Origin of the sequence: Streptococcus raffinosi (assembly GCF_030284685.1) — a bacterium.
Classification (GTDB): Bacteria; Bacillota; Bacilli; order Lactobacillales; family Streptococcaceae; genus Streptococcus; species Streptococcus raffinosi.
Genome location: NZ_JASUZV010000018.1, coordinates 19,726 through 39,814, shown reverse-complemented (window position 1 = coordinate 39,814; position 20,089 = coordinate 19,726). Strand labels below are relative to the sequence as shown.

Below are 20,089 nucleotides of genomic sequence, written 5' to 3'. Positions count from 1 at the left end.
TTATCTGGTGCTGTGGTATCAGTAACTGCTTTTGGATCACTCGCTACCGAAGTGTTACCTGACTTATCTGTTGCTTTAGCTGTCACATTACCTTCTGAAAGGTTAGCTGTTGGCGTAATTGTAGCCTTACCATTTGTTCCAGCTGTTGCTTCACCAATCTTAGTACCATTTTTATCATAGAGAGCAACTGTAGAGCCTGGCTCTGCACTGACTTCCACTGGTGTTTTAGTGCCAGCCTTGCCAGTCAGGTTTGTGTTAATCACTGGTTTATCTGGCGCTGTTGTGTCAGTAACCGCTTTTGGATCACTCGCTACCGAAGTGTTACCTGACTTATCTGTTGCTTTAGCTGTCACATTACCTTCTGAAAGGTTAGCTGTTGGCGTAATTGTAGCCTTACCATTTGTTCCAGCTGTTGCTTCACCAATCTTAGTACCATTTTTATCATAGAGAGCAACTGTAGAGCCTGGCTCTGCACTGACTTCCACTGGTGTTTTAGTGCCAGCCTTGCCAGTCAGGTTTGTGTTAATCACTGGTTTATCTGGCGCTGTTGTGTCCAGTGTAGCAAGTTTTGGTTTACTTGCCCCTGAAACATTACCTTTAATATCAGTTGCTTTAGCTGTAACATTTCCTTCTGGAATGTCTACGGTTGGTGTAATTGTTACAATTCCGTCCACACCAGCTGTCGCTTCACCAATCTTAGTACCATTTTTATCAAACAACTCAACTCTAGAACCTGGTTCAGTTCTTACTTCAACCGGTGTCTTTGTTTGTGCTTTATCAGTGAGGTCTGTAACAACTACTGGTTGCATTTGAACAGCATAACCTGCTGATATTTTATCAGTGGACTTATCCGGATAAGTAATAATAACATTTCCTTTTTCGTCTACACTATATGTTGTACTAGTAGGTAAATTTAAATTCTCTTTCTTAACCTTCTCAATAATTAGGTCTTTTTCAGTTGCAGTAACATTATTCGGATCTGCAACGGTAACCTTACTGCTTAAAACTGGAGCATATTTTTTTGCAACTTCAAGAACAGTAACTGTTAGATCTCTAGTTACAGTTACAGCTGGATTAGTTCTACTAATAAGAGCAGCTTCTTTTTTACCTGTAACAGCAAATGTCACAAGAACATCTCCCAAAGGCTGTGTCATAGCCACTGTACCAGTGAACTTAGCTTTTCGGTATCCAGTTGATGATGTTCCACCTGTATCCAAAAAGCCACCTACTGGCAAGACTCCTTGAACACCTGTTGGATTTTTAGGCACCCAAAACCTCTCCATTGCTTTTGCAGCTGCTTGAACATCAACATCTACCTTATCCCCACGATAAACCGTAACATGGGATTTTCCAACTAGAAGTTGGACATTAAAGGAACCACTTGATACCCCACCAGGTGCGTCAGTTAAAGGAGTTTTTGTAACTGTAACTGGAGAACTTTTGGCTGATTCACTTCCACCTACAGGTGTTACTGTTGCAGTAATATCTCCTTCTGGAAGACTATTTGTAGGTGTAATTGTGGCCACTCCTTGCTCATTGGCCACAGCTTCCCCAATTAGAACGTCATTATTATCGTACAGTTTAACTGTTGTACCAGCAGGAGCACTAACTGTAACTTCTGAAGCTGTACTTGCTTTACCATCAAGATTTTTTTCAATTACTGGAACAGCGGTAGCTTCAGTAGATCTTTCTTCAGATAAAGCACGTCTATTACGTCTGTGCGGGATACTTGAAGCATCAACCGATGAAGTACTTTCAATAGAACTAGACTTTGTTTCAGATGTTGATAGTGATTGAGAGTGCGCTGTCTCACTGGAAATCACCTTATTAACTTCTGATTGTGTACTTTCACCGGTACTTATTGGAGCTGAATCTTTCAAACCTGCTTGAGCTCCAATTGCTCTTGATGCTGTTTCAATTGAAGAACTTGTAGGTGTTTGGTTTTCAACTGTCGGCTGAACACTTGATGTCTCTGGTGCAGTTGCCAATGTTGTTTCCGATACTTTCGTCGGAGTATTGGTATTGATATTAGGAACTTCTGAATTCGAGTTGCTAACATCTAATGCAGTTGTCTGTGATGAAACTGCGGCTGATTGTTCTGATGTTGTTTCATCTGCTTGAACTGTATGCCCCATCATAACTATAGTTCCAAGTAGCACTGAACAAACACCAATATTTAATTTACGAATAGAAAATCGACTTTTCTTACTAAATATATCTTTGCTCATTTTCACTCCTGTATAAGAGCAATCAGATTAACGATTAACTCTATACCTTCTAATTTTTTAGTCATTTCCCTAGCGAAAAATATATCATATTTTTATAATTTATGCAATATTTTATTTTCTAAAATTAAGTTTTCTATTCTATACATTTAAATTAAGCTAATTATCAAAAGAAGATCACTCTATAATCTCGATAACGGATAAAATCAGTTCAAAGATTATTAAGATTTGTAGAATCAAAAAAATATCATATTTGAATTACAATAAGAAGTGGCTAAAACCGTCATTGAAAATACCACAGAATCATTTAGAATTAGAGGATTCAAAAGTTCCTTATTTATGTCAGTCTACTTAGGCAATTAGAAGATTTAAGCTTTATCTACTGTTTATTTTTTAGTAATTTTTCTATGCTAATCTTCTGCAGCAACTCAATTTAATCTGATAAGTTGATGTATTGTCTTATTACTAAATGAATAAAATAGCTTAGTATAAGCTAAAACAAAGTTAACATCCAAACTAGTTTAATAAATCAACTCAATAAAATCTGAAAATTAATATTTTAAAAAATAGAGTGTTTTACAATATATGTTGCAAAATTCTAATCGTGATGTTATAATGCAACCTGTAGGATTATTCACCATATAAGAAAAAGATCAACCTTTCCTTACCCTCCCTTAGTCTCTAATTAACTTCTACCATAGAGGCTTAATACTCACATTTTTGGTCACACGAAAACCTTATGTGAATGCCTACTACTAACTAGGATAACCCTAGTTTTTTTATTTCTGCTTTCAACGTACTTTTCTAATCTTATAATTTAGATTACACCTGCTTGTCGTTGAAGTCGCAAACATTTTATATTATGAAAACTAATTAACTTGTTTACTATTAAATAATTTTTTACAATCTTCATTTTTTTCTGCAGAATTTTTCCTTTATGAGTAATCAAAAAGGTAATGTACCATGCGTTAGATAAATAAGTAGTCTCTCTTCATCTAGTGGGTTAACGACTTGATAAAATTTATAAACTATAACATTCTCCAGTATTACACTAGCCATTCAAGATATTAAAAGTAGTTAAATCTTGAATTAGTAATTGAACTTTTAATTAACTTTCAGATATTATTATCTTTATAACATTATTTCAGAAAATCATTTTATATAATATAGGATCAATAATTTTTATTATTTCTTTTACTGACCTTTCGATTCTATTATTTTCTCATAATCACAAAAAGACACACTCCAATTTGGAATGTGTCTTTTTAGAACGAAGCTAATCGGCTTATTCTTTCTTAAGAGTAGTTAGTGTTTTATTAGGACTAGTCACTCAAAAGTTTTAGGGAGGTAAGTCGAGGAAATATTATTCCTCAGTTTTTTTGCGTTTTGCCGCAAGAGCCAAGCCAGATGCAGTTGCAAGCAAACCTAGAGCTGCTGTAGCAGCTACGTTAGACTCATCACCAGTATTTGGCAATTGTGTCATTCCTGAAGCTGGTTTAGCTGGAGTTACAGGAGTTGCTTTAGCTGGAGCTTTAGGAGCTGGATTAACTGGTTTAGCTGGAGTTGGTTGTTCAGGTTTACCAGGAGTTGGTGTCACTGGTTTTTCTGGAGTTGTATCGACAAGTTTGTAAACGTAAGTTACGTTCTTATCACCTTCGATAACTTTACCAGTTACTGGGTCAGTTGTAGTCAAGTGACCATCACCATCAACTTTACCTACTGGGTAGTTACCTTGTGGTACCAATTCATAGACTTTACCATCTGCAGTAACGATTGTCTTAGGACGGTTATCAATTACTGTATCATAATGTTTACCTACTGGTTGTTTAGATTCATCTGTAACAGATTGTTTGATTGTGTTACCATTTTCATCTACGTAGTGAACGTATACATTACCCTTAGGTTGTGCTAGTTGTTCTTTGAGTTTGTAGATGTAAGTAACATCTTTACGTCCTTCAACAACTTTACCTGTTGTAGCGTCTGATGACTCAAGGTGACCTTGTCCATCAACCTTACCTACAGTGTAGTTACCAGCTGGAACCAATTCATATGTCTTACCATTGTATTTGATTTCTTTTGGACGGTTATCTACAACTGTATCGTAGTCTTTGTCGACTGGTTGATCTTTTTCATCAGTAACGTCAGTCTTGATTGTGTTACCTTCAGTATCTTTATAGTGAACGTAAACGTCACCTTTCACTTCTTTATAAACATAAGTGACGATTGAACGAGGTTTCTCAACTTTACCTTTAGTTGGGTCAGAAGATTCAAGGTGTCCATCCTTATCAACTTTACCTACTGGGTAGTCACCTTTTGGTACGATCTTGTATGTCTTACCATCTGGAGTCTTGATAGTCTTAGGTTTTTCATCTTTCTCAGTTGTGTTATATGGAGTGTCATATGGTGAGTTTGGTGTGTCTTGACGAGGTTTCTTGATTTCTTTACCTTTTTCGTTTACGTAAGTGATGATGACGTCACCTTCTTTAGGTTTCGTTGGATCTTCTTTAAGTTTGTAAACGTAAGTAACGTTCTTATCACCTTCGACGACTTTACCTGTTGTGGCATCATCACCTGTCCAGTGACCTTGTTCGTCGACTTGACCTACTTTGTAGTTACCGGCTGGTACCAATTCATATGTCTTGCCTTGGAAGTCGATTTCTTTTGGACGGTTATCAACAACTGTGTCGTAGTCTTTACCAACTGGTTGTGCCAATTCATCAGTTACTGTATCTTTAATGATATTACCTTCAGTATCTACATAGTGAACGTAAACATTACCCTTAGGTTGTACTGGTTCTTCTTTAAGTTTGTAAACGTAAGTAACGTTCTTATCACCTTCAATGACTTTACCTGTTGTAGCATCATCACCATTCCAGTGACCTTGTTCGTCAACTTGACCTACTGGGTAGTTACCAGCTGGAACCAATTCATATGTCTTGCCTTGGAATTCGATTTCTTTTGGACGGTTGTCAATAACTGTGTCGTAGTCTTTATCAACTGGTTGATCTTTTTCATCAGTCACATCGTCTTTAATCTTGTTACCATTAACATCAACATAGTGAACGTATACATTACCCTTCACTTCTTTATAAACGTAAGTGATTGTTGATTTAGGTTTATCAACTTTACCCTTAATTGGATCTGATGATTCAAGGTGTCCGTCACCGTCAACTTTACCTACTGGGTAGTCACCTTTTGGTACGATCTTGTATGTCTTACCATCTGGAGTCTTAATTGTGTTAGGTTTTTCACCTTCCTCAGTTGTGTTATATGGTGTGTCATATGGTGAGTTTGGTGTATCTTGACGAGGTTTTTGAATTTCTTTACCATCATTTTCACGGATGTAAGTGATGATAACTTCACCAACTTTAGGAGTTTCACTTTCAGACAATGATTGAGAAACTGATACAGATGTAGATTCTGAGCTAGAAAGTGATTCTGAAACTGAAGTTGATGTAGAAGCTGAAACTGAAAGACTAGCAGATGCAGAGTATGATTCAGAAGCTGATACTGATTCAGATACAGAAGTTGATTCTGAAGTGCTTGCTGATTCTGATGCAGAAACTGAAGCTGAGGTGCTTGCTGATTCTGATGCAGACGCTGAAGCTGATGTGCTTGCTGATTCTGATGCAGATGCTGAAGCTGATACGCTTGCTGATTCTGATGCAGAAACTGAAGCTGAGGTGCTTGCTGATTCTGATGCAGACGCTGAAGCTGATACGCTTGCTGATTCTGATGCAGAAACTGAAGCTGATGTGCTTGCTGATTCTGATGCAGACGCTGAAGCTGATGTGCTTGCTGATTCTGATGCAGATGCTGAAGCTGATACGCTTGCTGATTCTGATGCAGAAACTGAAGCTGAGGTGCTTGCTGATTCTGATGCAGACGCTGATTCTGAAGTGCTTGCTGATTCTGATGCAGAAACTGAAGCTGATGTGCTTGCTGATTCTGATGCAGATGCTGACTCAGACGCACTTACTGATTCTGACGCAGAAACTGAAGCTGATGTGCTTGCTGATTCTGATGCAGACGCTGAAGCTGATGTGCTTGCTGATTCTGATGCAGACGCTGATTCTGAAGTGCTTGCTGATTCTGATGCAGATGCTGACTCAGATGCACTTACTGATTCTGATGCAGAAACTGAAGCTGAGGTGCTTGCTGATTCTGATGCAGATGCTGACTCAGATGCACTTACTGATTCTGATGCAGACGCTGACTCAGAAACTGATGTACTTGTTGATTCTGAGACTGATTGACTTGCTGACTCAGAGATTGAAGCACTTGTTGATTCTGATACGGATTGGCTAGTTGATTCTGACTCTGAATGATTTGTAACAATTGAAACTGATGTGCTTGTTGACTCAGATACTGATGCACTTGCTGACTCAGATACTGATGCACTTGCTGATTCAGACGTTGAAGCACTTGTTGATTCAGAAACTGAGGCACTTGTTGATTCTGAGACTGATTTACTTGTTGATTCAGACTCAGATGTTGAGGTGCTTGTTGATTCTGACGTTGAAGCACTTGTTGACTCAGATACTGAGGCACTTGTTGATTCTGAGACTGATGTACTTGTTGATTCAGACTGTGATTTGCTTGCTGATTCAACTGTTGATTGGCTCAATGAAGCGGACGCTGATTCTGATGCAGATTTAGAAGCTGATGTTGTATCAGATTCTGATTGTGATACAGATTGTGACTTAGAAACAACCTCTGATTGTGATACAGATTGTGACTTAGACACTACTTCTGACTCAGATTGTGATTGTGTAATTGAGTTTGATAGTGATTGTGATGAAGACTCAGAATCATCCATCTTACGGTAGTAGTGTGTTACATCATTAGAAATTGGTTTAATTGAAGAAATAGAGAAGTTATTAAAGAATGATGGATAACCACTTGCTTTATCACCTGGTGTATTACCACCGATAATATTTGAAGTATTGTTACGAACTGGATCAACATCAGTTGAGAATTGAGGTGAACCTGTAAAAGCATCACCAGTTGCTTTGTTAAACCAACCACTCAAACGTACATTTCCACCAGATGAATCTGTATAAGTTTCTACTTTTAATTTGTAGTTTCCATCTTTACTATCTACGTATCCCACTTCTTTAGTTGCGCTAGATGTTCCTTCAACTGTAGCTCTTGTTCCTGGTTTAGCAGGATCAGAAGTATAAACCAAAGTATAATCATCAAGATTCAAATTATTTACATCTTTTGATGGACTATATGATGAAACTTTAGAAGGATCTAAAACATAAAATTTAACTACTGATGATCCATCTGTAGATACTTGCTCAATAACACGTTTAACATAGTAATGTGCACGACCACCTTGAAGTTCAAGATATTTAGAGCCGACACCACCCAATGTACCACTCATATCATTAGTTGAAACAGTACGTGAATAAACATATCCATCAAAAGCACGCGGTTGAGAAGCCGTATAATTTTGCCCTTCAATACCTTTTTGTGTATATGAAGCCAAATTCGTCCCATCTTCAGATATATATCTTGTTGTATGACTTACAGTATCAGTTGGAATATTTGTTTGAACGTTAGGTTTTGTATCGTTTTGATTTCCTGGGAATGAAGTATCACGAACCTGAAGAATATGGTGTTTATATTTATCACTTGCAGTTGGTCCAGCATCACGGTTATTAGTCCAAGTTCCAAGAATTTGTGAAGCATCACCGGTAGTATAGTCAAATTGTGGTGTATAAGTTGGATTAGCAGTTACCAGTGTATTGAATTTGTATGATGAACCCGCAGTCATATCCAAAGTTTCAACTTCGTTACCCGTTGACTTATCTACCAAACGAGCATGTACAATAGGTGTTTTAGTCGTTCCTACAGTAGAACGATCAACAGAGAATGTCACATAGTATCCGCCGTTACTATATGTAACACCACCTTGAGATGCAGGTCCTTGCCAATTTTGAAGGTCCCAAATTGAGTATGTAAAGCGTTCAGCACTTGGATCTAGTTGATAATTTGTATTTGTCCAGGCTGGATCAGAGATTGATGCACCATTAGGTTCATCCATACTTGGACTTACTTTAATATTTGTTCCAAGCGTGTTTGATGTTGAGATTGGTGACAACTGTGCAGTAACTGCTGCAACACCGTTAACTACTGAGTTACCAGTGAAACCGTTGTCTGTAATCTTAGTCAACATGTTATCAACAGCGTTACCAAGACGTTCACGTTGTTCTGCATAAGCAGCATTTGTTGCTGATGCAGCAAGCAATGTTGTTGATTTAGTGACTTCTTCTTGAACTGTTGTGATAGCTGTTTGAATTTCAGTTTTAGCAGCTGTGTCTGTCAATTTTGCTTGGTAGTCTTTAGCAATATTAACGAGCAATTCTGCTTCTGAAACGTTTTGATCCAAGATTGTTTTTTCATCTTCTTGAGTCGCTGTTTCTGATGCAGTCGCTACTGTTGAACTTGCAGATTCAGAATGTGAAGCAGAGTTTGAAGCAGTTGTGCTTTCTGTGTGTGATTGGCTATCAGAAGTTGAGTTGTGCTTGCTAAGTGATACTGATTCAGAGATAGCTTGTGACAATTCTGTTGATACAGATTGTGACAATGATACTGAAGCATCTGTGCTTGCTTGAGCGTCAACTGAAGAGTTTGTAGACTCTTGGCTTGTTGATGCTACTGCTGGAGCTTCTGAAGCTACTGCTTCTGATACAGGCGCAGCGCTCAAAGCTACAGATTCAGAGTTTGCCAAAACATCATGATTTGTAGTTGCTTGGCTTTCCAAAGCTGGAGCACTTGTTTCTTCGGCTTGAGCTGTGTAAGTGGCTACTGCACCACCTGCCACAGCACCCGCTGCTGCAATCCCTTTAAGAAGGGCTTGACCTGAAAGAAGAGAAGTTTTTTCTTCTACATTTTGAACTGAAACTGACGGTGCGTCTGCGCCACCTTTAACAACTTTGAAAAGTCCAAAGTTTGATGTAGCGGCACGAAGCCAGTTTTTACCCGATTTAATAAGTTTGAAGCGAGTCACACGGTCTGTTTCGCGATATTCTCCCTCTTGGCGTCTAAAAAACATATTTACCTCCAAATAGATATGAGTCATTTCCTAATCTGGAAATTACATTTTATAATATGACACAAGTTAACTAAAAATTGTTGCACTTTGTCTCATTTTCTCTAAAATATGTAAGGTTTTCGCAATTCTGAATTTTCTGTCATTTATGCTATATTCTTTCGATTTTAGAATAAATCAGCCTTAGAACCTTGATTTTACGCTATTTTCTTTACATTTTCTCATTTTATTTCCAATCTTATTGAGCTTCTAAATTATTATACAATTTAGCTTAAGATAAATTTTCAAACAATTTCAATCAATTTTTTAACCCTTATTTTGATATATTTGGTGTTTCTGACACACTTTTTTTAACCTTCTTCCTAATCAGATACCCTACTTTCTTAAATCTTTTAGCTTAAAGTAAAATTGGTTTAAATACTTTCTAAAAAGTCAATTTATATGCTCAAAAATCTACAAAAAAAGAATTACCTTTCGATAATTCTTTTTAGACTATTAACCAAGGGCCATTATAGCATCAATAAAAAGCTTCTTGATGAAATAACCATTACTAATAAGGTAGGCAGCGTATTGTGCGTTAGCAACCATCTGGGCATACTGCTCCTCTGTACATTCTTGTACACAACGGTCTGCTTCTTCCAGACTCGAAACGACAAAGCCTAGGCCATGTTCTCTGATATAGTCTGCATTTGATAGGTAGTCAGGCACCACAACTGGCAACCCTGCAGCTAAATAAGTAGAGAGTTTATAGGAAATATTCAACTTATAGTAATCGAGCTCATCTTCAGATTTTTCTGAATTTCCCCAGACGAGACCAAATCCTCCTTTAGAAAGGTCAAACAGGAGTTCCTGTTTATTGCGCCAGCCTTCAAGTTGAATTTTGGAATAATCCTTGTCTTCTTCTTTATCCGCATAGACATGAAGAGGAGTCTCCTGCTGCCAGTTGAGAATGTGGGGGAAACGAGCTGGATTACCAGCAAAGATGAGCTTCTTTTGGAAGCTTGGTTTGTGCAAGTCAAGGCTATGAGGTAAATCCCAAAGTTCCTGGATAATAATCTTTTCGACCGTTAATCCTTCCTCTATGAGTCGATCACGCATCTGTTCCGATGGAACGACGACGACATCACAAAGATTGTACATCTCAATGTAATTAGGCATGAGATAATAATTACTAGGAAACATTATAGGTGGAACATCATGGATGAACATCACAAGTTTGGTTTGCACTGCCCTAAATTTATGAAGGAGGCTAGTGTCCCAAGCGACACTATTCCACGACGGCGACTGGAAAAAGACAATATCGCCATAGCTCACTCCTGCTACAATACCATCAAGGCGGGAATTTAATTCACCACTTGACTCCTGGCTATTATCGTAGAAATAGATTGCTAATTCATTGGCACCAAGCTCCTTGGCAATCTTCATCGTATCATTTTGGGCAATCAAGGCCACACTACGTGGGGACTGCCCAAATAAATTCGTAAAATGTACACGCATGCGCTTCTTCTTTCTATTGTATGATCAAACTCTTTACTTATAAGACACAATCATAAACATAAGTAAGAGGATAAATAAGGCTATACTAATAGCTAAGGTCAAAAATTTGCGGATGGGCTGACTAGACCAATAGCTTGGTTTACCAATATTGCTCGTAGCATCTGTTGAAAAAATCTGTGTTTGACGTGGTTGGATGGTGACTAGGACGATAAGGGCAACCGAAAGAATCAGTGCTAGAACCATTAATACTAACATCATAAGCCTACCTCAACAAACCAATCAGAGTGAAGATTAAACCGATAATAATCACAAGTCCGAGCATGATTGAAAAGCTCTTGTTAATCTTTTCTCCTCTGGTTTCTTTTTCTTTCGTAATAGGCTTTTGCTTGAGTTCTTCCATACGGCCTTCAACATCACCGTAGAATAAATCTTTTTTAGACATGATTTCCTCCTAAAAGTCCTTGTAAGCGATTGGTCAAGTCAGAGGCTGTCAGGGTGTTGGCCTGAGCTTTTTGAGCCTGCATGGCCTCTTGCATGGCTTGATCTTGTTCAAGAACTTGCTTAATCTTAGCGACCATTGCTTGATAGTCCTGACCAGCATAGATATGTTCGGGTGCCGTGTAGACACGTCCATGAGCTGTTTCTGAAAAGGCCAAAATCAATAACTGGTGCTCAAAAGCTGTTCGTGTAGCCTTATATAACTCGTTATGATGGTTGATATCCAAATAGAGATTTGACTCTTGGTAGAGCTTGTCCAGTTGCTTGTGACTGGCGTTAGGATGAAGTACTACGTTTGAATAACGCATCATTGAAAGCAACTTGGCTGACATCTCAGTAACAGCTGCAATTTGGAAGGTCACATCAGGTAATGCCTCTACTAAGGCTTCCAGGTGTTCGATTTGATCTGAGTTAGTTGCGATAAAGGCATTGTGTGATTTGCCATGATTTTCCTTGAAGTCATAGGCATAGCCTAAAGAAAGTAATTTATGGTGTTTTTCTTTAGGTACCAGGGTCAAGGCTTTTTCATAGGTTGTCTTATCAGGAATGATGATGGCGTTAGCTCTAGCCGAATTATCCTCTAAGATACCATTCATGTTACCTGGTAGGATATCTCCCAGTGGCTCTTGCCAGACCAGAATATCAGTTGCCCCTGTATTTTCCATAGTCCATGAGACGATGAACGGTGTGGCTAAGCTGTTAAAGATAATATGGTCAATGTCACCAAAGACCTGAGCCAAAAAGGCCTTGACAAATTCGGTACGGTTGGCGAAACGACGTAGACTTTGATCAGGCAGTGTCAGGAGGATGTCACCAGTAGCATGATTTTCCAAAATGCGCTCGTCACCTTCTTTGGTTTGGTAGCTAGTAAAGACTGGCTGACCATTCTCATCATGAGTGGTTTTGGCAAAACAGAAACCGTATTTGTTGTAGTGGTCTACTTGACGAACCTTTCCTGACTTGTCCAACCATTCAACACTTTTAACGATACGGGCCTTGCTTTCTTCAGGGAAGGTAATACGGGCACGTTCTTCGGTGAGATTTGACACCTGTGCCACTTGATTGTTACCTGAGATTTCCCAAAAAGCTGGAACAGGAACCTGGTTGAAAAAGCGAGGTTTGCCAGTTTCATCTTGGTCTTCTACATAGTAGGTGAAAGGTGACAGGGTTCCTTTGGGAAGAAAACCATCTGGATTGATGACAACAGTTGTGGCATCACATCCTGCTACCTGAAGGGTATAAGCCAAGTCTTTACTGGCTTGATGATAATTATCACATAAGAAAATCATGAGCGTACCTCCTCAAGTAACTGTTTCCAAGCAGCCTTGACCTGGCTAGTCAAGAAACCTTGGGCAAGGTCATAAGATTTTTGACGCATGGCCTCAATATTACCTTCTTCATAGAGACGGACAATAGCATCCTTATAGGATTTAGTGATGACATCCACAACATGATTTTCAGCGACAGGAAGGAGATAGCCGTTGGCCCCATCTTCGATAAATGTTTGATTACCGTAAGGAACGTCGAAACCAATCATGGGAAGACCTGATCCAACAGCCTCCATGAGGGTAAGTCCAAAACCTTCACTGGTTGAAGCTGTCAGATAGACCTCGTACTGGCTATAAATGTCGGTCAAATCAGCGTGTCCCATGAGGCGAATATAGTCTCCTGCTTGCCCTTCAGCAATAATCTCACGCAACTTGGCATCCATCCCACCACTACCATAAATATCAAAGGTGATGTCTGGTAGGGTCTTATGAACCTCGATCACTGCACGAACTAACCAGTCAATGTGTTTTTCCTGAGCCAAACGTGAGGCCGTAATCATTGAAAATGGCTTACGTGCCTTGTCCTGCCCAACTAATTCAGGCAAGCTTCCCACTGGAATGGTGTAAATCTTTGGATCATGGTTAGTGTAGTGACGAAACTGCCCCTCAAGAATTTCCTTCTGACGGTCTGTCGCTACGATAAAGAAATCAACCTTGTCCGCATTGGTAAACTGGTACTCGTAATAGTTATTCCAGAGAATGTAGTCGTCATCAGTTTGATTGACACTGAAATGTTCAGCGTGAACAACTACCCCTAGACGAGCAGCTTGTGCTTCTTCAAAGACCAGCTGACCAATACCAGTTTCACGGTCCAAGATAACCACGTCATCCTTGGTTAGAGCCAGACGTTTGAAGAAATAGCGAAGGAATTCTTGTTTCCCATAGAGGACCTGATCCGGAAAACGATAGATATCCTGATTATTGTCTCCTACAATCATGTCATAGGCGGTCGAGCCATCTTCATTATAAAAACGGCGTTGGTAAACCTTGGCTTGATTGTCCTTAGGCGCATAATACTCACTGCAATAACGGGTATAAGAGTAAAAATCCTTACGCAAGAGCTTGTCATTGACAAAATAGCTGACGGTTTCCACAGAAACTCCATCTGTCGCACGAAGATGGCAAGCTACCACCAGGTCATCCTGTGGATAATGGTATCGAATCACTGAACCGGAAACTTCCTTGTGTTCAGGATTGTCAGGTAAGATAGCCTCGATTTCAGCTAGTTTGATGGTAGATGGTGCGATTTTGACATCTGTAAAATAGTTATAGAGCCAGATGATTTGGTCATCTGAAAAACCAATCTTGCTGGTCATATGCTCGATATTATCTCCAAGAATGAGATCCATAAAGACAAATTTTGCTTCTTGTCCCATTTCCTGAAAAATCTTGGCACGATAGGCCTGAGCATATTCGACACCACTGCTGGCCCAACCGATACCTAAATTAATGTTATATACTGTCATAATTTCCTTATTTTATGGGAAATGGCTGATGATATCTCCTTTTTTAGTGACTTGCACCTGACTGAGGAGGAGATTACGAACCATATCCTTTCTGATTTGACGTTTCATAGCCTCAAAGCCCTTGTAGGCCTCTTGGTAATACTCGACAATAGGGTTTTTTTGACTGAGTTGCTGGCTACCGATAGCCATTTGGAGTTGTTGCAGATAGTCTACCTGCTCTACCCAGTTATCATCCACAGCCTTAAGCATGGCTAAACGTTGGAAATACTCATTGAGTTCCTTAGTTTTCAACTCCTGCTTCTTGGCCTCCAGCTCACGATAGGCAAACTGGTAAATGAGTTCCAAGACTTCTTCACGATTGTTAAGATCCAAATCTTTAGGAATCTCATTGATGCGGAAACTGATATTTCGCAAGATAAAGTGATAGAGATTTTCTGCTTTTGAGAAATCTTCATCAGCCACAGCCTGATCGATAAAGTCGTCAAGTACCTCATCGATAACAGTATCCAAACCTTGATTGTGGAAGATGAGACGGTCACGTTGTGCATAAATCATCTCACGTTGGATGTTCATACTTTCTGCAAACTCAAGCGTCTGACGACGTGAGGTACGACCAGAACTTTCACTGGCTTCTTGGGCTTTTTGAACCAATTTACGGTACTTACGACCGGTCAATTCCTTAGGCTCAATGTGGTCACTAATGGCATATTCTTTGTAAGTACGGTGAACCCATGATGGACCGTATTTCTTAATCACGTCGTCTTCAAGTGAGACGAAGAATTTAGACATGCCAGGGTCTCCTTGACGTCCAGAACGGCCACGGATTTGCAGGTCAATACGTTGACTTTCCATACGTTCGGTACCGATAACAACCAAACCTCCGAGTTCAGCTACACCCTTACCAAGCTTGATATCCGTTCCACGTCCAGCCATTGAGGTCGCAACCGTCACGGCACCCATTTGTCCTGATTCGGCAATCATTTCCGCTTCACGTGGTGCATTGTTAGCATTCAAGAGGTTATGAGCGATTCCTTCACGCAAAAGCAGGGAAGAATAGAGCTCTGACATTTCCACTGACCCAACGAAAATCAAGATTGGATTGCCTTTTTCATGATAATGCTTAACATACTCTAAAGAAGCGAAGACCTTCTCTGGTAAGGTCGCATAAATCTTATCGGGATAGTCGATACGTTGTTTCTTACGGTTGGTTGGGATTTGAATGACCTTCATGCCATAGGTGTCTAGGAATTCTTTTTCAGCTACCTTACCAGTCCCTGTCATCCCTGAAATTTTCTGGAATTTTTTAAAGAGACTTTGGTAGGTGATGGAAGCCATAGCTCTGGTTTCTTGTGACAGGGCCACTAATTCCTTGGCTTCGATAGCTTGGTGGAGTCCACCTTGGAGCTTGGTTAATTCCAAGAGACGACCTGTTGATTTGTCAAGAAGCACCACTTCCGGCCCCTTCTTGCCATCTCGAATAATGTAGTCCTTGTCCTTTTTATAGAGCAAGTGGGCACGAAGTGAAAAGAGTAGGTGACGGGCAAAGGTACTATTTTCCTCATCGTAGAGGTTGCCGATACCCAGATAACTTTCGGCAGCCTTAGCCCCCTTAGTCGTCAACCAAACTTCACTTTTTTCCTCTTTAAAGACATAGTCTTCACCCTCAACCAAGGTAGTCATCAGGGTGTCCATCATCCCATAGTAGTTGGACTGAACACGAGGTGCACCAGAAATAATCAAGGGCGTCTGGGCACTATCAAGAAGGACCGAGTCCACCTCATCGACAATGGCATAGTTAAAAGGACGCATGTATTTCCCGTCTTGGTTAGACGCAAGGTTATCAATCAGATAGTCAAAGCCTAGGCTAGCATTGGTCGTATATACGATGTCTGATTGGTAGATGGCCCGCTTTTCTGATGGATCCATCTCATTACTGCCTTCTACACAAGGAACACCAATCGTCAAACCTAGGAACTCATAGACCTGCCCCATTTCCTCAGCGTCACGGATAGCCAAGTATTCATTGGTCGTAACTAGGATGGCTCCTTGACCTGACAAGGCATTCAGGTAGACAGGCATGGTAGCCGTTAGAGTCTTACCTTCACCTGTATTCATCTCGGCTATATGACCTTGGTGCATGACAATGCCTCCCATGACCTGAACATCATAAGGGAACATGCCTAGCACGCGCTTATCCGCTTCACGAACAACCGCAAAAGCTTCTGGAAGAAGGTCATCCAAGCTTTCTCCTTGGGCCAAACGCTCCTGAAATTCCTGCGTTTTATTTTTCAACTCAAGGTTGCTCAAACCAGCCATTTCATCAGCTAGGCCATTGATTTCCTTGAGTATCTCCTTAACAGGGAGAATAGGATTCAGTTGTTTAAACATGTTCTTCTCCTGTTTCTTCCAGTTTTAAGCTGTAGAAATCCAGCTCTTTGACCCCAGCACTCAAAAGCGAAATACTATAGGTATAAGCTTCGTGTGGGTAGACAAAGGTCATCTGAGTACTTTTTTCAATAAGCTGCTTGATTTCATTATCATAACGGTCCAAAAAGCTAACTTTCAAAAAGACTGAGCCTGTTGGTACAGCTTCGAGATTAGCCGTCAAGTCATAGCTGTGCCCTTTTTTCAATAATGGGAGGTCAGGCTGGGTACGATCTGATTGATAGTTTTGGATAGCCACCCAGGACTTAATGTCAGTTCCTGATGGCACCAAAGGATTGTAAAATTGCACAGAACCATCTTGGCGTTTAACAACTGTTGAACCATACATATAAGTCCTAAGATTTAAGCCCCACAGAATTTCTGATTTCTTGTTTCTGAACATTCTTACTCCTTTCTTCCAAAATCATTTTCTAAAATCATACGGTAAAAATTGACAAACCAAGTTGTCGCCGTAGCAGAATCATCGTTGTGTCGACCTGATGTTCCCTTGCTAAGAATCTTAGACCCCGAGTAATAGAGAGACTTGGTGATATCCTCGTAAGCCGTCGGATCCATATCCTCGTCCTTCATGTAGGAAAGACCAAAGGTCGTGTTTGAAAAATCTGCTTTTTTAAACTTATCCCAGAACTTCTGATTAAGGGCCTCAACACCGTCATTATCCAAACGTCCTGTCTGCAAATGCAAGACATCAATCCCTGTTGGAAAGACCTCTGGCGCCAAGAGTCGGGCACGGTTACCGATCGTACCAACATTAGCTAGAGGTTTAGACATGATAATGGCATGAGGTTCAAAGTCTGCACCGTAGTACATTGATGGAAAAGTTCCCATAGACATCCCAGAGAGGATGAGTTGATCATTATCAAAGCCTAGATAATCCAAGTAATGTTGAATAGTGTTCTTGATACTATTTTCAAATTCTTTCGTTCCCATGTAGAAGGCTCCCCCTAGGAGTCGAGGGTCTGAAAAGAGCAAAAAGGGAGTTCCCAAAGCTTTCATCATCCCAAAACCTTCGAAACCTTCTGCAGGACGGAAACCGGAAAAGTAAACAGACAAAGGTGGCTTGAAGTCGCCAGGATAAAAGAAATAGTTGACTTCCTGACGTTTGTGATCATGGAGAATACCACCGCCAAGGACAAACTTCCCAAACTGGAAGCGAGTCAAGCGTTGGTGAAGCCCACCAATGGTAATCTTACCCTGTCCCTTCATCTCCAGACTCGCTGACAAAAGGAAGGTTCTATCCTCGTCAAGGACAATAGCTCCCTTGCGCATTTCTTCTTCTGAAACGATGTAGGTCTTGAAGATATCTACAACTGAACCTTCTGGCACAAGATTGAGAATTAAACGGCACTCGCAGGTCTCATCTTTGTCAAATTCCAACCAAAGTTCAATAGGATTTTCCTTGCTGGCTCTGATATTATAGGTCCAATCTAAAACCGGCGTATACTCCTGACCATAATCACCTGACAAAATCACACTCTCATAACCGTGATAAGTCACTTGTCCCGTGAAATTGGGGTTGGCTTGAATCCTAAATGGAAACAATTTATCCCCATATTGACCTGAAAAGAGCGCTTTGGAAAGGGTAATAATCAGCTGGCCTTGATTTGAAAAATCCGTCGGAACAGCACAAATTTCCTTCAGAAACTGAAGAAGGCTCTCGTCTGATACTTTTATGGTTTGGTCAAAGAAAACAGTATGAGGAATCAAACATTCTCTAATAGCCATCAATTCCTCGAGCCCTTCAGGACTATCTACAAGAACTGCTGTGAAAGTCTTGATTTCGTCAGCTTCGATGGTTTCTTGCAAGGTCTCAAGTTGACCAAGAGGACTAAAATACCAATTCATATTTTCAGGAATTTCCTGATTTTCTGACCAGTTAGCTGATCCAACTTGTAGTATTTTCAAGCGTTTATCCTTGGCCATGCTGCTCCTCCTTCAACCAATTTTCCCATTTTTGCACCAAACGGTCTCCTGTATTTTCCTTAATTTTCTCAATAGAATAGATAAGCGAACGGTTCCAGTTGTTCAACTGACCCAAATAGTAATAAGCTCCCTTTTCAAAATCAGACAAGTGCTTCAAGATATAACCATTTTCTTGATGGGTCACATACTCAGACGCCACTCGGTTAATCTGTGGAATACCGGCACTAATTCCTGCGATTTGGGTATAGCGGTTAGGCTCCTTACTCAAGTCGACAATGAGTCGTGTAAACCGAAGAGACTTGATAAGAGCCGTCTCGTCACGGAGGTCTTGGAATGAAAAACGACTGATGATTTCATTGTTCTCTTCCAATCTATTTTCCGCACCACTACTTTCAACAACCTCTTCAAAGACTTCTGAGCTAAAACGTTCGTCAATCATTTTTTCAACTTGATGTTCCAAATTTTGAAGTTGCTCTGGATTGGCATTAAAGGCCCCAAATTCAACACGAGTCTTAGGATACTTGGCTACGAATGCTAATACTTGATAAATAGCCTCTAAATCCAACTGATTCAAATCAACCTGATAGAAAATCTTAGACTCTTTGACACGTTGACTGGTTCCCAAAGCCAAACGGGTATCAAAGGAAGCCATGTGTTTAAGCTTCTTGGCCTCTTCTGGATAGGCGACCTGAAGTTGCTCCAAGTAATCATAGCGGTCAGCAATCAACAAGTCAACTTGTGGCAAGAAGCTTGCATAGGCATCAATACTGTCATCTTGATTTCGTTCTGCAAACCAGGTCAAAATCTTGATATTTTCTGCTGGTAAGTGATTAAAGAGGGGCTTGTTGTGACGCAAGTCTGAAGCTATAACAAAGCGGTCCTCATTCGTCACTTTTTCTGCCAAAAATTTATCCAAAAATTCCCAAATGACTTCCGAAAGGTCACCGTAGTAACTCTTATTAAAGCGGCCGTCTGTTCTAGGATTAGCCACAATCCCACGTCCATCAAAGAAGTGACAAAGCTGCCAAACTCCCTTAGCATTTAGGTAATTGCGATAGATTGGCTGACCATTTTCATAATAGAGACTACTTGAAATAAAGCCACGATCATCATAGACATCTTCACGGATGATTTGCTCTTCATTAAAGTAGCGAATCATGGCAATAAACCCTTCAGTACCGAACTCAATTTCGGCATAACGCTTGTGCTGGCATTGAACCACAATAGCAAACGGTGTATAGACAAAGGTAGAGCCTTCAGGCCAGTCCAAATCGGTCACCTGCAGGTTTCGCATAGCTTCATCGCTAATTCCCTGAATCAAGTCAAAGATGGCTGTGGCCTTAACTTCCAAGACATCATGACGGTGTAAGAAATAACGCAAATGTGGCTGGTAGGCCAAAAGCAAGAGCTGCGGAGTCAGCTCCTCATCCTGAAAAATACGGACTTGGTGTAGACTATCATCAAATTCAATTTTTTGACGTGTCAGATACCAAGGGTCAATGGACGTCTTCCAAAATTCATCCGTCTGCCCATACCAAGCTGGAATAAAATAATACATGAATTCTCCTTTATTGTCTTTACATCACAATACTTGAGATTGAGGGGTAGACCGATCACATGTCACCAGCCTACCTCTCAACCCCATGA

The 20,089-nt window shown here is 40.3% G+C and carries 11 protein-coding genes; all 11 read right to left on the bottom strand.

Going from position 1 to position 20,089, the window contains the following annotated elements; translation table 11 throughout:
- The coding region (locus QRD39_RS09890) for an Ig-like domain-containing protein (RefSeq protein WP_285956379.1) at window positions 1-2,228 on the bottom strand (2,228 nt) is incomplete at its 3' end.
- Between the two features lie 1,360 nt (window positions 2,229-3,588).
- Entirely contained in the window at window positions 3,589-9,288 is a 5,700-nt protein-coding gene (locus tag QRD39_RS09885; RefSeq protein ID WP_285956378.1) for an accessory Sec-dependent serine-rich glycoprotein adhesin, read from the bottom strand.
- 492 nt (window positions 9,289-9,780) lie between these two features.
- A complete protein-coding gene (locus QRD39_RS09880) occupies window positions 9,781-10,782 on the bottom strand; it encodes a sugar transferase (RefSeq protein WP_002889533.1) in 1,002 nt (333 codons plus the stop codon).
- Between the two features lie 33 nt (window positions 10,783-10,815).
- Window positions 10,816-11,040: an accessory Sec system protein Asp5 gene (gene asp5 / locus QRD39_RS09875; RefSeq protein WP_008535081.1), complete on the bottom strand. Its 225-nt coding sequence runs from the start codon at window positions 11,038-11,040 to the stop codon at window positions 10,816-10,818.
- A gap of 4 nt (window positions 11,041-11,044) precedes the next feature.
- Entirely contained in the window at window positions 11,045-11,224 is a 180-nt protein-coding gene (gene asp4, locus QRD39_RS09870) for an accessory Sec system protein Asp4 (RefSeq protein WP_002883547.1), read from the bottom strand.
- Window positions 11,217-12,569 carry an accessory Sec system glycosylation chaperone GtfB gene (gtfB, locus tag QRD39_RS09865; protein ID WP_285956377.1) on the bottom strand — a complete coding sequence of 451 codons (1,353 nt, stop codon included), beginning with the start codon at window positions 12,567-12,569 and terminating at the stop codon, window positions 11,217-11,219. The genes asp4 and gtfB overlap by 8 nt, the downstream gene beginning before the upstream one ends.
- Complete coding sequence (gene gtfA, locus QRD39_RS09860; RefSeq protein WP_285956376.1) at window positions 12,566-14,074, bottom strand: accessory Sec system glycosyltransferase GtfA; 1,509 nt, start codon at window positions 14,072-14,074, stop codon at window positions 12,566-12,568. The genes gtfB and gtfA overlap by 4 nt, the downstream gene beginning before the upstream one ends.
- Window positions 14,075-14,086: 12 nt before the next feature.
- A complete protein-coding gene (secA2, locus tag QRD39_RS09855) occupies window positions 14,087-16,462 on the bottom strand; it encodes an accessory Sec system translocase SecA2 (RefSeq protein ID WP_008535090.1) in 2,376 nt (791 codons plus the stop codon).
- Window positions 16,455-16,901: an accessory Sec system protein Asp3 gene (gene asp3 / locus QRD39_RS09850; RefSeq protein WP_037613584.1), complete on the bottom strand. Its 447-nt coding sequence runs from the start codon at window positions 16,899-16,901 to the stop codon at window positions 16,455-16,457. Before asp3 ends, secA2 begins: the two co-directional genes overlap by 8 nt.
- A 2-nt stretch (window positions 16,902-16,903) precedes the next feature.
- Window positions 16,904-18,442, bottom strand: a complete 1,539-nt coding sequence (asp2, locus tag QRD39_RS09845) for an accessory Sec system protein Asp2 (protein WP_060934290.1) — start codon at window positions 18,440-18,442, stop codon at window positions 16,904-16,906.
- Window positions 18,429-20,000 (bottom strand): accessory Sec system protein Asp1, encoded by a 1,572-nt coding sequence (gene asp1 / locus QRD39_RS09840; RefSeq protein WP_285956375.1) that lies wholly within the window; start codon window positions 19,998-20,000, stop codon window positions 18,429-18,431. The genes asp2 and asp1 overlap by 14 nt, the downstream gene beginning before the upstream one ends.
- Window positions 20,001-20,089: the final 89 nt, after the last annotated feature.